The 13,099-nt window shown below is 64.8% G+C and carries 15 protein-coding genes; 4 read left to right on the forward strand and 11 right to left on the reverse strand.

Annotated features, from left to right (window positions below; all coding sequences use genetic code 11):
* The first annotated feature begins 25 nt into the window (after window positions 1-25).
* Window positions 26-322 carry a ribosome assembly RNA-binding protein YhbY gene (gene yhbY, locus B0E50_RS06415; protein ID WP_077440362.1) on the forward strand — a complete coding sequence of 99 codons (297 nt, stop codon included), beginning with the start codon at window positions 26-28 and terminating at the stop codon, window positions 320-322.
* Between the two features lie 10 nt (window positions 323-332).
* A complete protein-coding gene (locus tag B0E50_RS06420) occupies window positions 333-710 on the forward strand; it encodes an Mth938-like domain-containing protein (protein ID WP_077440363.1) in 378 nt (125 codons plus the stop codon).
* Window positions 711-752: 42 nt separating this feature from the next.
* Here the strand turns inward: B0E50_RS06420 and B0E50_RS06425 are convergent, their stop codons facing one another.
* From B0E50_RS06425 to surE, 4 genes are all read right to left on the reverse strand, one after another.
* On the reverse strand, window positions 753-1,754 hold the full coding sequence (locus tag B0E50_RS06425; protein ID WP_077440364.1) for a peptidoglycan DD-metalloendopeptidase family protein: 1,002 nt from the start codon (window positions 1,752-1,754) through the stop codon (window positions 753-755).
* A gap of 71 nt (window positions 1,755-1,825) precedes the next feature.
* Window positions 1,826-2,431 (reverse strand): VTT domain-containing protein, encoded by a 606-nt coding sequence (locus B0E50_RS06430; RefSeq protein ID WP_077440365.1) that lies wholly within the window; start codon window positions 2,429-2,431, stop codon window positions 1,826-1,828.
* Window positions 2,431-3,111 (reverse strand): protein-L-isoaspartate(D-aspartate) O-methyltransferase, encoded by a 681-nt coding sequence (locus tag B0E50_RS06435; RefSeq protein WP_077440366.1) that lies wholly within the window; start codon window positions 3,109-3,111, stop codon window positions 2,431-2,433. The genes B0E50_RS06430 and B0E50_RS06435 overlap by 1 nt, the downstream gene beginning before the upstream one ends.
* Window positions 3,112-3,114: 3 nt before the next feature.
* A complete protein-coding gene (surE, locus tag B0E50_RS06440; RefSeq protein WP_077440367.1) occupies window positions 3,115-3,912 on the reverse strand; it encodes a 5'/3'-nucleotidase SurE in 798 nt (265 codons plus the stop codon).
* 183 nt (window positions 3,913-4,095) lie between these two features.
* Between surE and B0E50_RS06450 the strand changes: the two genes are divergently transcribed.
* Complete coding sequence (locus tag B0E50_RS06450) at window positions 4,096-4,641, forward strand: Smr/MutS family protein (RefSeq protein ID WP_077440369.1); 546 nt, start codon at window positions 4,096-4,098, stop codon at window positions 4,639-4,641.
* 31 nt (window positions 4,642-4,672) lie between these two features.
* Here B0E50_RS06450 and truD read toward each other — a convergent pair whose 3' ends face one another.
* The 7 genes from truD to B0E50_RS06485 all read right to left on the reverse strand — a co-directional run bounded on the left by truD (window position 4,673) and on the right by B0E50_RS06485 (window position 11,137).
* Window positions 4,673-5,698 (reverse strand): tRNA pseudouridine(13) synthase TruD, encoded by a 1,026-nt coding sequence (truD, locus tag B0E50_RS06455; protein WP_077440370.1) that lies wholly within the window; start codon window positions 5,696-5,698, stop codon window positions 4,673-4,675.
* 46 nt (window positions 5,699-5,744) lie between these two features.
* Window positions 5,745-6,218, reverse strand: a complete 474-nt coding sequence (gene ispF / locus B0E50_RS06460) for a 2-C-methyl-D-erythritol 2,4-cyclodiphosphate synthase (RefSeq protein ID WP_077440371.1) — start codon at window positions 6,216-6,218, stop codon at window positions 5,745-5,747.
* A 10-nt stretch (window positions 6,219-6,228) separates the two neighbouring features.
* A complete protein-coding gene (gene ispD / locus B0E50_RS06465) occupies window positions 6,229-6,927 on the reverse strand; it encodes a 2-C-methyl-D-erythritol 4-phosphate cytidylyltransferase (RefSeq protein ID WP_077440372.1) in 699 nt (232 codons plus the stop codon).
* On the reverse strand, window positions 6,924-7,253 hold the full coding sequence (ftsB, locus tag B0E50_RS06470; protein ID WP_077440373.1) for a cell division protein FtsB: 330 nt from the start codon (window positions 7,251-7,253) through the stop codon (window positions 6,924-6,926). Before ftsB ends, ispD begins: the two co-directional genes overlap by 4 nt.
* A gap of 19 nt (window positions 7,254-7,272) precedes the next feature.
* On the reverse strand, window positions 7,273-8,571 hold the full coding sequence (gene eno, locus B0E50_RS06475; protein WP_077440374.1) for a phosphopyruvate hydratase: 1,299 nt from the start codon (window positions 8,569-8,571) through the stop codon (window positions 7,273-7,275).
* Window positions 8,572-8,633: 62 nt separating this feature from the next.
* A complete protein-coding gene (kdsA, locus tag B0E50_RS06480; RefSeq protein WP_077440375.1) occupies window positions 8,634-9,470 on the reverse strand; it encodes a 3-deoxy-8-phosphooctulonate synthase in 837 nt (278 codons plus the stop codon).
* Entirely contained in the window at window positions 9,467-11,137 is a 1,671-nt protein-coding gene (locus B0E50_RS06485; protein ID WP_077440376.1) for a CTP synthase, read from the reverse strand. Before B0E50_RS06485 ends, kdsA begins: the two co-directional genes overlap by 4 nt.
* 145 nt (window positions 11,138-11,282) lie before the next feature.
* Between B0E50_RS06485 and B0E50_RS06490 the strand changes: the two genes are divergently transcribed.
* The gene (locus tag B0E50_RS06490; RefSeq protein ID WP_077440377.1) at window positions 11,283-13,082 is read left to right on the forward strand and encodes an aminopeptidase P family protein; all 1,800 of its coding nucleotides are present in this window, start codon (window positions 11,283-11,285) and stop codon (window positions 13,080-13,082) included.
* Window positions 13,083-13,099: the final 17 nt, after the last annotated feature.

Raw genomic sequence — 13,099 nt, forward strand, 5'->3', positions numbered from 1 at the left:
TTGACCGCGAATCGAGCACCACCGCATGGCCCTTTCCTCCTCGCAGATCCGCTACCTGCGCAGCCTCGCCCACGATCTGAGCCCGGTCATCCTGCTTGGCAACAAGGGGGCGTCCGAGGCCGTGGTCAAGGAGCTGAATCTGGCGCTGGATATCCACGAACTGGTCAAGGTGAAGCTGTCCGGCGGCGACAAAGACGAGCGGCAGGCCCAGATCGACGTGCTCGTCAATGGCACCGGGGCCCAGAAAATCCACCAGATCGGCCATGTCGTCGTGCTGTTCCGCCGCAACGACAAAGAGCCGAAAATCGCCCTCCCGCGCTGAAGGGACTGCGATGGATCTGTTGCTCGATCGTCCCGAAGGCTATTTGTTCGTACGCCGGGTCAGCGCGCGCAGCGTCACCCTGATCGACCGCGAACTGCAGGACAGTTTCCTGCTAGCACCGGACCGGGCCATCGAGCACTGGCCGGTTGCTGCGGCAAACAGTCTGGATGCCAGCCATGTCGATGCCGTACTGGCCTTGCAGCCCGAGCTGGTAGTGCTGGGAACCGGTGAGCGCCAGGTATTTCCGCCAGCGGCATTCATGGCCGGTTTCCTGCGCAAGGGTGTCGGCATCGAGGTCATGGACAATGCTGCCGCCGCGCGCACCTACAACCTGCTGGCAGGCGAAGGTCGCCGCGTGGTGGCCGGATTCATCCTGCCAGAGAGCTGAGCGGGCTGGCATCCGCCTGCCGACCCGTCGGCTTCAGTCGCTTCAACGCGACGGCAGATAGCCCAGCGGATCGACCGGATTGCCATCCTTGCGGATCTGGAATTCCAGTTCGATGCGCGAGGCGCCAGTGGAGCCCATCTCGGCAATCTGCTGACCGGCGCTGACCCGCTGGCCTTCCTTTACCAGCCGCTTGCTGTTGTGGCCATAAGCCGACAGAAAGCTGTCGTTGTGCTTGATGATCACCAGTTCGCCATAGCCAACCAGTCCATTGCCGCTGTAGACCACCACGCCATCGGCGGCGGCCCGCACCGGGTCGCCTTGCTTGCCGGCAATCTCGATGCCGGGAATCGCGTCCCCACTCTGGAACCGACTGATCAGGCTGCCCTCGGCCGGCCAGCGCCAATTCACGCCGCTGACAGCGCGGGCGGGCCCACTGACCGATACCGGAAGAGGTGGCGACGCCACGACTGGTGCTGGTGGACTGGGCACGCCGGCCACCGGCACCACCGCCGTGGTGGCTGTCACGGCAGGCTGCACGGGCCGCGGTATCGGCGGAGCTTGTGGCGGCGTCGGCAATGACGGCGCGACATGCGTGTTCGCGCCCGCAGATCCCTGCGCTGACGGCGTGGTGGCCACCGTCTCGAATCCTTGCGTCGATGCCGGTGCCGGCAACGTGGCGGAATGGGCAGGCATGGCAGGGGTTCCGGCCACATGTGCGGCGGCGGACCTGCCCGGTGGCGACAGCATCAACCGCTGTCCCGGCCAGATCGTGTACGGCGCGGCAATGCCATTCCATTGCGCCAGATCACGAAAATCGACGCCCTTGCGGAAAGCGATCGAATACAGCGTGTCGCCCTTGGTCACCTCGTAACTGCCACCGGGAATCGGCGTACGTGCCGGCATCGTCCTGCCGCCCTGACCGAACGGGTTGCCCGCTGCCGGCTCAACCACCACCGAGCTGCGCATCGTGGTGCAGCCGGCGAACAGCAGGCAGGCAGTCGTTGCCATCAGCAATCGGAGGTGTCGGTTCATGCGCACCAGCATAACGAGACGGGGCATCATTTTCATGCAGGCCTGCTCGAGTTCATGCATGCCTGCTCCAGCGAGCCGGGTATTCAGTGGGACCAGAGCCACCACCCCAGCAAAAGACCAAGCAACAGCAATACAGCCCAGCCGATCCATTCGATATGCTTGTGCAACATGTGTTCTGCACGCTCACCGAACAACCGGACAAGAAGCGCCAGCAGCCACACCCGCTTGCCACGGCCAATCGCGACGCAGGCAAGAAAAGGCACCACCGGCACACCGACGATACCGGCAGCCCACGTGACGAATTTCATCGGGATCACCGGCTGCAGCGCGGCCAGCATCAGTGCTCCCAGCATGCCCAGCCAATGCTGGTTCATGTCGGCACGCAGGTTTTCCACCCAGATCGTGATGGTTTCCTGCATGTGCGGACTGAGCAGTGGCCGTACCGCCTCATACGCCCAGTGCCCCAATGCATAACCGACCAGCGCCCCGATCAGGGAAAACAGCAGCGAGATGTTGGCGTAGAAAAACGCCTTGTGCCGCTTGCCCAGCATCATCGGCGCCAGCATCACCTCGGGCATGACCGGGAAGATGAAAGCCTCGACGAAACTCAGCCCGCACAGGTAATACACCGCCCTCGGCTCGCGCGCCCATACCAGTGCACGCGCATAAAGATTCCCGAACAGGCGCATCAACCGATCCCGCCAAGCAGGGGCACGAAACTGACTGCACCAAGTTCTTCCTGGATGAAATCGCCCTGCCCGTCGCCACGCATGCGGATCAGCGTCTGCCGGCTGGGTGAACCGACCGGCGCCACCAGCACCCCGGTGGGACTCAACTGATCGAGGATCCGGGTGGGAATGGTGTCGCCGGCGGCAGTGAGGATGATGGCGTCGAACGGCGCCTCGTCCGGCCAGCCGAGCTTGCCGTCGTCATAGCGCGAGCGCACGTTGGTCAGGCCGAGCTGGCGGAACCGTCGACGCGCCTGGCGCAACAGCTCCTCGATCCGTTCCACCGTGAACACCTGCGGCACCAGCGCGGCCAGCACCGCGGCCTGGTAACCCGAGCCGGTACCGATCTCCAGCACCTTCTGCGGCACCCCGAACTCGAGCAAGGCTTCGGTCATGCGCGCCACCACCCACGGTTGCGAAATGGTCTGGCCATGTCCGATCGGCAGCGCGGTGTTCTCATAGGCACGCGAATGCAGGGCCTGGTCGATGAAGTGATGGCGCGGCAGGTTGCGGATCACGTCGACCACCCGCAGGTCGCGGATGCCCTCGTCTTTCAGGCTGGTCGCGAGGCGGTCGCGTGCGCGCTGCGAAGTCATGCCCTCGCCCTTGAGTTCCGCCGCCGGCAGTGGATAGAGGTTCATCGTTCAGGCCGCCTCATCGTGCGCGGTCTGGCCGCTCGCCATGTCGTCGCTCAGCACCTGCATCCAGCTGCTGACCTTTTCCAGCGCCTGGAATCGCGTCAGGTCGACATGGATCGGTGTCACCGAAACAAACCCGCGACGCACGGCATCGAAGTCGGTACCGGGGCCGGCATCGTCCACTTCACCAGCCGGCCCGATCCACCAGATCGGCCGGCCGCGCGGATCGGTTTGCGCGATGCACGGTGCGGCACGATGGCGGCGCCCCAGCCGGGTCACTTCAAAGCCCTTGATCTCTGCCCACGGTCGATCCGGCACGTTGACGTTGAGGATCGTGTCGGCCGGCAGCGGATCGACCAGCAGGCGCTGCATCAGCAGCAGCACGGCGCTGGCAGCCGAATCGTAGTGCTCACCCTTGTGATCCTGGCTGACCAGCGACACCGCGATAGCCGGCAAGCCAAGAAAACGCCCTTCCATCGCCGCCGACACCGTGCCTGAATAGATCACGTCGTCACCGAGGTTCGCCGAGTTGTTGATGCCGGACACCACGATGTCGGGCTCCTCGTCCAGCAACCCCGCCAGTGCCAGATGCACGCAATCGGTCGGCGTGCCAGCCACGCGGTAATAGCGGTTGCCCATCGGCAGCACGCGCAGCGGCGCGTCGAGGGTAAGCGAATTGCTGGCGCCGGAACGATCGCGGTCAGGCGCCACCACGGTTACCTGCCCGACTGCACCGAGACGCTCGGCAAGCACGCGAATGCCCGGTGCATCCACGCCATCATCGTTACTGACCAGAACTCGCATGATGCTCCATCGAAAACAGGCTGCGGATACGCTTGCCCATGACCTGAGGTTCATGGACCCCGTGGTTCATGGCGCCAGGATGCGTACCGTATCTCCCGAGTTTACCGGAGCATGCCGCCGGTTTCACATCGTTCCGCTCATCCATGTTGACCGCGACGCATGTGCTTTGGTTAGCATGCAGGCATGAAGCGCCGAGCGGCCACACCCATCGACGAAGACGACAGCCGACTGTTCCGTGAGGCGATCGGTGAAGTGCGTCGCCTCGACCCCGTGCTGCCACCACCTGCTGCCACGAAACCCGCGCCACATCCGCACATGCTGGAGGCCGACGAGGCTGCGGTTCCGGGCGAGCTGCTCGACACCGCATTCGATCCCGCCCTGCTCGAAGTCGGCGAGGAGCTGAGCTACCTGCGTGACGGCTACCCGCCGAAGCTGCTGCGCCAGCTCAAACGGGGCCAGTTCAGCGTGCAGGACGACATCGATCTGCACCAGATGAATGCCGCCGCCGCGCAGGCCAGCATCGTCGCGTTTCTGGCCGAAGCCAGGCAAAACGGCTGGCGCTGCGTGCGCATCGTGCACGGCAAGGGGTTGCGTTCCAAGGCGTCCGGGCCGGTGTTGAAAGGCCTCACCGACCGCATGCTGCGCCGACGCGGTGACGTGATCGCGTTTGCCTCGGCGCGGCCGGCACTGGGCGGCACCGGCGCGGTGATCGTGTTGCTGAAAGGCTGAACCCGTTTTTCAGGAGCGCCCCTGTGCGCCCCTACCTCGCCAGCTCACGCACCACGACCGTGGCATAGGCCCCGGCGGGCAGCTCGAACGCCAGCTCCAGCGCATCTTCACCCAGCCAGCGCCACTTCAGATCCTTCGGCACCAGTCGCAAGGGTCGGCGCTCCTGATCCATGCGCGCTGCAGCCAGGCCCTCGGCCAGATCACCGCTGGCTGCGCCGATCTCACGTTCGAGCGCGCCGGCTTCGCCCTGCGTCGGCGGTTCACCCCGGCCCCACAGCGGACCGGAGGGGTGAATGTCGGCGCGGGCCAGTCGCTCGGCCAGCACGTCAGTGAACGGCTCCGGTCCGAACCATGAGCGCGAGCCAGCCAGCGACCAGATCTCGCCATCCAGCGGTTTGTCCCAGGTGCCGCGATCGACGCGCGCTGCCAGGACGTTGTTGAAGATCTGCGAACGTGCGGCCGACAAAAGCAGTGAACGCTTGTCGCGATCGACCCGACGACCAGCGAACATCGCCCGTGCCTGCGCCACATTGCCGCCCTCGCGGCCGAAGCGTTGTTCGCCGTAGTAGTTCGGCACACCACGCGCTGCCATCTGCCGCAGGACCTGTTCGGCGGCGTCGCGATCGCCCTGCGTCTCGCGCAGTACCAGCACGAAACGATTACCGCGCAGTGCACCACGCTTGAGCTTGCGCGAGTGCCGGGTCGCCGCCAGCACCTTCACGTCCGCATGCGGAAACGCCGACCAGTCCGGATCGGGTTTGCCGGCCAGCTGCACCGAAAATGTCTGCCGGGTGACGGCATGACGATCCTTCAGTCCGGCATAACCCACCGCCACCTGCGACACACCGGCAAATTTCGCCAATTCGCGCGCGACCCAGTCCGTATTCGCACCGCGTTTTTCCACCCAAAGCAGCGCATGCTCGCCGCTGCCGTCGGCGTCATAGCCGAGGATTTCCTCGACCAAGAAATCCTCGGGGGTGCTGCGCAACTTCGCCTGCAATGGCGGCACACCGCAAGCCCATGGCAACGAGGCATCGGCAAGTTCGGATTCGGACATGACACTCCGCCGGTCATGCCGGCTGTCAGATGGAAACAGACAGCGCTCAACGCCGTTCGAGCAGGACGCTGGCCTGCGCTGCTATACCTTCGCCGCGCCCGGTGAAACCGAGCTGCTCGGTGGTGGTGGCCTTGATGCTGATACGACCGATTTCGCTGTCCAGATCGGCGGCGAGGTTTTCGCGCATCGAGTGCGCGTGCGGGCCGACCTTAGGCGACTCGCATATCACCGTGACATCGGCATTGCCCAGCGCGTAGCCCTGCTGTGCCATCAACATGGCCGCGTGGCGCAGGAACTGGCGACTGTCCGCACTGCGCCAGCGCTCGTCGCTGGGCGGGAAGTGCGAGCCGATGTCACCAAGCGCCAGCGCACCGAAGATCGCATCGCACAATGCATGGATCACCACGTCGCCGTCCGAATGGGCGACCACACCACGTCGATGCGGCACACGCACACCACCGAGCGTGACGTGGTCGCCTTCGCCGAAAGCATGCACATCGAAGCCGCTACCGATTCTCATGCGCCCGTCCTCATGTGCCCGTCCTCGCAAGCAGGAACTCGGCCAGCGCGAAATCCGCCGCCGTGGTCACCTTGATATTGTCCTCGGCTCCCTCGACCAGCAAGGGCGCGAAACCGGCCTGCTCCATCGCCATTGCCTCGTCGCTGGGGTTGACCCCACGCCGAGCCGCCTCGCGCAGCGCCGAGGACAGCGGTCCACGCCGGAACATCTGCGGTGTGAAGGCACGCCAGCGCTGGTCGCGCGGCTCGGTCAACCCGCTGCGACCGTCAGCATCCGCACGTTTCAGCGTGTCGCGCAACGGTGCACCCAGCAGGCCGCCATCGGCTGCGCCGGCCAGTTCGATCAACTTGCCGATATCGGCCAGGCGTACGCAAGGTCTCGCGGCATCGTGCACCAGCACGAAATCGTCGGCAGTTACCGCCTCCGGCAACGCCTCCAACCCCGCCAGCACCGAATCACTGCGCTCGGCACCGCCGATGGCCGTATGCACCGGCTTGCCGTTGAGTTTTGTGAGACCAGGCCAATGCGTATCCGCCGCTCCAAGCGTTACCAGCAGCCCGACGATCTGCGGGTGGGCGGCCAGCCGTTCCAGGGTGTGCTCGATCAGCGGGCGCCCGGCCAGCGGAAGGTATTGCTTGGGACAGGTCCCGCCGACGCGCATGCCGCGCCCGGCCGCCGGCACCACGCACCACACGGACGGTGCCTTCATGGCGAACCGGCAGACGTAGTCGGTGCAGGTTGTGCGCTGCCAGCGTTCGCCGGCGGCTCGACCACCTGGTAGAACGTTTCGCCCGGCTTGATCAACCCAAGCTCGGTGCGCGCTCGCGCCTCGACTGCCTGGTCACCATGCTTGAGGTCGAATACATCGGCGCCGACCGACTGGTTGCGCTGCTGCAGCCTTGCATTCTCGTCGGTCTGCTTCTTGACTGCGACGCGCAGGCTGTCCACCTCATGCATGCTGCCGCTGCCGGACCACAGCTTCAGCTGCAGTCCGATCAGGACCATGATCAGAATCAGGGCGATCCAGCGCAGCATGGGCAGCCGACGACTCCGCTCAGTCCGGCAGGCGGGTCAGGTTGGGGAACGCATTACGGCCGGCGTAACGCGCAGCGGCGCCGAGCTGCTCCTCGATGCGCAGCAGCTGGTTGTACTTTGCCACGCGGTCGCTGCGGCACAGCGAGCCGGTCTTGATCTGGGTCGCCGTGGTGGCCACCGCGATATCGGCGATGGTGGTGTCCTCGGTTTCGCCGGAGCGATGCGAGATCACCGCCGAATACTTCGCCGCATCCGCCATCGCGATCGCTTCCAGCGTCTCGGACAGCGTGCCGATCTGGTTGACCTTGATCAGGATCGAGTTGGCGATGTGCTTCTCGATACCCTCGCGGAAGATCGCCGGATTGGTCACGAACAGATCGTCGCCGACGATCTGAATGCGATCGCCGATCTTGTCGGTCAACAGTTTCCAGCCAGCCCAGTCACCTTCGGCCATGCCGTCCTCGATGGTGATGATCGGGTACTGCTTCGCCCAGTCGGTCAGCAGGTCAACGAACTGTTCGGACGTATAGAGCTTGCCTTCACCAGCCAGATCGTACTTGCCGTTCTTGTAGAACTCCGAGCTGGCTGCATCGAGACCGAGCAGGATTTCGCCGCCGATCTTGTAACCGGTCCTGTTGATCGCTTCGAGGATGGTGTCCAGCGCTTCGATGTTGGAGCGCAGGTTCGGTGCAAAACCACCTTCATCGCCCACCGAGGTGCTCAGGCCCCGCCCCTTCAGCACGCTCTTCAGCGCATGGAAGATTTCCGCGCCCGCGCGCAACGCTTCGGCAAACGTCGGCATGCCAACCGGCAACACCATGAATTCCTGCACGTCGATATTGTTGTCGGCATGCTCGCCGCCGTTGATGATGTTCATCATCGGCACCGGCAGCGCGCCCGGCTTGCCATGGGAGAGGTAGCTCCACAGCGGCTCGTCGCGCGAAGCAGCCACCGCATGTGCCGCCGCCATCGAGACACCGAGCAGTGCGTTCGCACCCAGCTTGCTCTTGTTCGGCGTGCCGTCCAGCGCAATGAGCTTGGCGTCGAGACCTTTCTGGTCGGCTGCGTCGAAACCCTTCAGTGTCTCGGCGATCACGCCGTTGACGTTCGCCACCGCATGCTTCACACCCTTGCCGCCATAACGCGACTTGTCGCCGTCGCGCAGTTCGACCGCTTCGCGCGAACCGGTGGAGGCGCCGCTCGGTACTGCAGCGCGACCGAAGCCACCGCCAGCCAAAGTGACTTCGGCTTCCAGCGTGGGATTGCCGCGCGAGTCGAGGATTTCACGGGCGTGGATGCGGGTGATCAGAGTGCTCATGCAGTGTCCGTTGTATTCATGATGTGATGATAGTGAAAGAGCGCATCGCTGCGCTCGCTATTTCAGGAAACAGTCTGCTCCAGAAAACCGTGCCGCTTGGTCACGGCATCCAGCTCCATCAGCGTTTCCAGCAACGCTTCCATCTTGCCCAGCGGCCACGCGTTCGGGCCATCGCTGAGCGCCTTGCTCGGATCCGGGTGCGTCTCCGCGAACAGGCCGGCCACGCCCGCCGCAATCGCCGCGCGTGCCAGCACCGGCACGAACTCGCGCTGGCCACCGGAAGTGGCGCCCTGGCCACCCGGCAGCTGCACCGAATGGGTGGCGTCGAACACCACCGGGCAGTTCGTATCACGCATCACGCTGAGCGAGCGCATGTCCGAGACGAGGTTGTTGTAGCCGAAGCTGGCGCCACGCTCGCACACCATGATGTCGTCGTTGCCGACCGCCTTGGCCTTGGCCACGACGTGCTTCATGTCCCACGGCGCCAGGAACTGGCCCTTCTTGATGTTCACCGGCTTGCCGGCACGCGCGACCTTCTGGATGAAGTCGGTCTGCCGACACAGGAAGGCTGGCGTCTGCAGCACGTCGACCACCGAGGCGACCTCGTCCATCGGCGTGTATTCATGCACGTCGGTCAGTACCGGCACGCCAATCTGCCGCCTCACTTCGGCGAGGATGCGCAGCCCCTCTTCCAGCCCCGGCCCGCGAAAGCTCTCGCTGGAGGAGCGATTCGCCTTGTCGAAGCTGGATTTGAAGATGAAGTTCACGCCGAGCCTGCTGGTGATTTCCTTCAGCGTGCCGGCGGTATCCAGCTGCAGCTGCTCGGACTCGACCACGCACGGGCCGGCGATCAGGAACAGCGGTCGGTTCAGTCCGATCTCGAAACCACACAGCTTCATGCAATCGACTCCTGGGCCAGGCGCTCACCTTCGTGCACGGCCTTGAACTCGCGGGCGGCACGGACGAAACCGATGAACAGCGGATGCCCGTCACGCGGCGTCGAGGTGAATTCCGGATGCGCCTGGCAGGCGAGGAACCATGGGTGCTCTTGCTGCGGCAGCTCGATCATCTCCACCAGCAGGTCGTCCATCGACTTGCCGGAGATCACCAGGCCCTTGTCCTCGAACGGCTGGCGATAGCGGTTGTTGAACTCGTAGCGATGCCGATGGCGCTCGCGCACCACGTCCTGGCCATACAGTTCGCGCGCCAGCGTACCGGCCTTCAGGCGGCATTCCTGCGAACCCAGGCGCATGGTGCCGCCGAGGTCGGAACGGTCGCTGCGCTGCTCGACGTCGCCACTGGCGGTGGTCCACTCGGTGATCAGCGCGATCACCGGATCAGGCGTGTTGCGGTCGTTTTCGCTGGAATCGGCCTCGGTGAGACCGGCCACGTGGCGGGCAAAATCGATCACCGCCGCATGCATGCCGTAGCAGATCCCGAAGTACGGCACGCCATGTTCACGCGCATATTTCGCGGCGAGGATCTTGCCCTCGAAGCCGCGCTTGCCGAAACCACCCGGCACCAGGATCGCGTTGGCCTTGCCAAGTACCTTGGCGGCACCCTCGGCCTCGACCTGCTCGGAATCGATCCAGTCCAGGGTCACCCGTGTCTGCTGCTTGATGCCACCATGACGCAGTGCCTCGCCCAGCGACTTGTAGGCATCCTTGTGCTCGACATACTTGCCGACGATGGCGACGATGATCTCGTCCTTTGGATGTTCCACCGCGTCAACCGTGCGCTGCCAGGCGGACAGGTCCGCCGGCTTCGCATCGAGGCCGAGCTTCTTCACCACGATGTCGTCCAGCCCCTGCTGGTGCAGCCACAGCGGCTGCTTGTAGATGATGTCCACGTCGGCGGCGCTGATCACCGCGTTCTCGGGCACGTTGGTGAACAGTGCGATCTTGCGGCGCTCGCCTTCGGGCAGCGGCTGCTCGCAGCGGCACAGCAGGATGTCCGGCTGGATACCGATCGAGCGCAGCTCCTTCACCGAATGCTGGGTCGGCTTGGTCTTGATCTCGCCGGCGGCCTTGATATACGGCACCAGGGTAAGGTGCATGAACACCACCTTCTCCGGGCCGTGCTCGATGCGCAGCTGGCGGATCGCCTCCAGGAACGGCAACGATTCGATGTCACCGACCGTGCCGCCGATCTCCACCAGCGCCACGTCGAAACCGCGTGTGGCCTCGTGGATGCAGTGCTTGATCTCGTCGGTGATGTGCGGGATCACCTGCACGGTGGCACCCAGGTAATCGCCACGACGCTCCTTGCGGATCACGGCGTCGTAGATCTTGCCGGTGGTGATCGAATTCTTGCCGGTCAGGCGGGTGTGCACGAAACGCTCGTAGTGACCAAGGTCGAGGTCGGTTTCCGCGCCGTCGTCGGTCACGTAGACCTCGCCGTGCTGGAAGGGACTCATCGTGCCCGGATCCACATTGATGTAGGGATCGAGCTTCATCATGGTGACCGAGAGTCCGCGCGCTTCGAGGATGGAAGCGAGCGACGCCGCAGCAATGCCCTTGCCAAGCGAGGACACCACACCGCCGGTGACGAAAATCAGGGGGGTCATGGAAAGCAGCCGTGCTGGAAATTAGGCATTTTAGCTGCAGAAGCGTCCCGCTGCGAGATGGCAGTGGATATTTCATCGTTTTGGTTCATCTCCACGGCCGCCACGATGGGTGAAACAGCGCTTGACCGCCTGCTAGCATGACTGGATGAACTCCCCCATCCCCGCCCGTCTAGCCGCCCTGCGCGCGGCCATGCAGCAGCATGCCGTCGCCGCCGTCCTCGTTCCCAGCGCCGATCCGCACTTGTCCGAATACCTGCCCGGGCACTGGCAGGCGCGCGAATGGCTATCCGGCTTCACCGGCTCGGCCGGCACCCTGATCGTCACCGCTGATCATGCCGGGCTGTGGACCGATTCGCGCTACTTCGCGCAGGCCGAACAGCAACTGGCCGGCAGCGGCATCGCCCTGATGAAGTTGCGCGTGCCGCACGCAGCCGAGCATCTGGGATGGTTGCAGCAGCATCTGCGTGAGAGCGATGTGCTGGCGGTGGCCGGCGACAGCGTGGCACTGACCACCCAGCGGCAGATCGAGCGGCGGCTGGCCGAAGCCGGTGCCAGCCTGCGTGTCGATCTGGATTTGCCCGGGGCCATCTGGCTAGACCGTCCTGCGTTGCCGCAGGCACCGGTGGTCGAGCACGACCCGAGCTATGCCAGTATCTCGCGCACCGACAAACTCGGCCGTCTGCGCACCGCGATGCGCAAGCTCGGTGCCACCCATCACCTCGTCTCCAGCCTCGATGACATCGCCTGGCTGACCAACCTGCGTGGCAGCGATGTGGAATGCAACCCGGTCTTCCTCGCCCATCTGCTGGTGCAGGTGGACAGCCGCGCCACCTTGTTCGTCAACCGCGCCAAGCTCAGTGATGTGCTGGTCGCGGCGCTGGCTACCGACGGCATCGGCATCGCCGACTACGCCTCGATCACCTCGACCCTGCAGGAACTCGGCGCCGCCGACCACCTGCTGCTGGACAGTGGCCGGGTGGTCAGCTCGATTGCCGCGGCGATTGCGCCGACCGTAAGCCGGATCGAGGCAGCCAACCCGAGTACCGCGTTCAAGGCGATCAAGAGCGCTGCCGAACTCGAGCATATCCGCGACGTGATGCGCCGCGACGGTGCCGCCTTGGTACGCGGCTTCCGCCGGCTGGAACAGCGCCTTGCCGCCGGTATGACGGTGACCGAACTGGATGTCGACACCCTGTTGCACGAAGAGCGTTCGGCCCAACCGGGCTGGGTCGGCGAGAGCTTCGCCACCATCGCCGGCTACCAGGCCAACGGCGCGCTGCCGCATTACCGCGCCACCCCGGAATCACACAGCACGCTGCAGGCCGAAGGCCTGCTGCTGATCGATTCGGGTGGCCAGTATCTCGGCGGTACTACCGACATCACCCGCGTGCTGGCGCTTGGCGAGACCACGCCGGAACAACGGCGCGATGCCACCCTGGTGATGAAAGGCATGATCGCCCTGTCCCGTGCGCGCTTTCCGAAAGGAGCCAGCGGCCCTCAGCTCGACGCGCTGGCTCGTGCCCCCTTGTGGGCCTGCGGCATGGACTACGGCCATGGCACCGGTCATGGCGTGGGCTATTTCCTCAACGTGCACGAAGGCCCGCACGGCATCCGCCCACCCGTCGCCGGGGGCGCTTTGGTGGCGCTGGAGCCGGGCATGATCAGTTCGATCGAGCCGGGCCTGTACAAGCCCGGCCGCCACGGCATCCGTCACGAGAATCTGGCCGTGGTGGTCGAGGCCGACCGCACCGAATTCGGTGAGTTCAACGCGTTCGAGACGTTGACACTGTGCCCATTCGACCGCCGCGCCCTCGAGCCGAGCCTGCTCAACCCGGAAGAGCGCGCGTGGCTCGATGACTACCATGCCAGCGTACGGGCGGCACTCAGTCCCTTGCTGGACGACGCCGACCTGGAATGGTTGAACCGGCACTGCTCGCCGTTGTAGCAGCTGCTCCCGACCGG

It is taken from the genome of Rhodanobacter sp. C01 (assembly GCF_002001045.1).
GTDB lineage: Bacteria > Pseudomonadota > Gammaproteobacteria > Xanthomonadales > Rhodanobacteraceae > Rhodanobacter.

Coding starts and splice junctions, on each gene's coding strand:
- yhbY (WP_077440362.1), top strand. CDS start 26: ATGGCCCTTTCCTCCTCGCAGATCCGCTACCTGCGCAGCCTCGCCCAC.
- B0E50_RS06420 (WP_077440363.1), top strand. CDS start 333: ATGGATCTGTTGCTCGATCGTCCCGAAGGCTATTTGTTCGTACGCCGG.
- B0E50_RS06425 (WP_077440364.1), bottom strand. CDS start 1,754: ATGCTGGTGCGCATGAACCGACACCTCCGATTGCTGATGGCAACGACT.
- B0E50_RS06430 (WP_077440365.1), bottom strand. CDS start 2,431: ATGCGCCTGTTCGGGAATCTTTATGCGCGTGCACTGGTATGGGCGCGC.
- B0E50_RS06435 (WP_077440366.1), bottom strand. CDS start 3,111: ATGAACCTCTATCCACTGCCGGCGGCGGAACTCAAGGGCGAGGGCATG.
- surE (WP_077440367.1), bottom strand. CDS start 3,912: ATGCGAGTTCTGGTCAGTAACGATGATGGCGTGGATGCACCGGGCATT.
- B0E50_RS06450 (WP_077440369.1), top strand. CDS start 4,096: ATGAAGCGCCGAGCGGCCACACCCATCGACGAAGACGACAGCCGACTG.
- truD (WP_077440370.1), bottom strand. CDS start 5,698: ATGTCCGAATCCGAACTTGCCGATGCCTCGTTGCCATGGGCTTGCGGT.
- ispF (WP_077440371.1), bottom strand. CDS start 6,218: ATGAGAATCGGTAGCGGCTTCGATGTGCATGCTTTCGGCGAAGGCGAC.
- ispD (WP_077440372.1), bottom strand. CDS start 6,927: ATGAAGGCACCGTCCGTGTGGTGCGTGGTGCCGGCGGCCGGGCGCGGC.
- ftsB (WP_077440373.1), bottom strand. CDS start 7,253: ATGCTGCGCTGGATCGCCCTGATTCTGATCATGGTCCTGATCGGACTG.
- eno (WP_077440374.1), bottom strand. CDS start 8,571: ATGAGCACTCTGATCACCCGCATCCACGCCCGTGAAATCCTCGACTCG.
- kdsA (WP_077440375.1), bottom strand. CDS start 9,470: ATGAAGCTGTGTGGTTTCGAGATCGGACTGAACCGACCGCTGTTCCTG.
- B0E50_RS06485 (WP_077440376.1), bottom strand. CDS start 11,137: ATGACCCCCCTGATTTTCGTCACCGGCGGTGTGGTGTCCTCGCTTGGC.
- B0E50_RS06490 (WP_077440377.1), top strand. CDS start 11,283: ATGAACTCCCCCATCCCCGCCCGTCTAGCCGCCCTGCGCGCGGCCATG.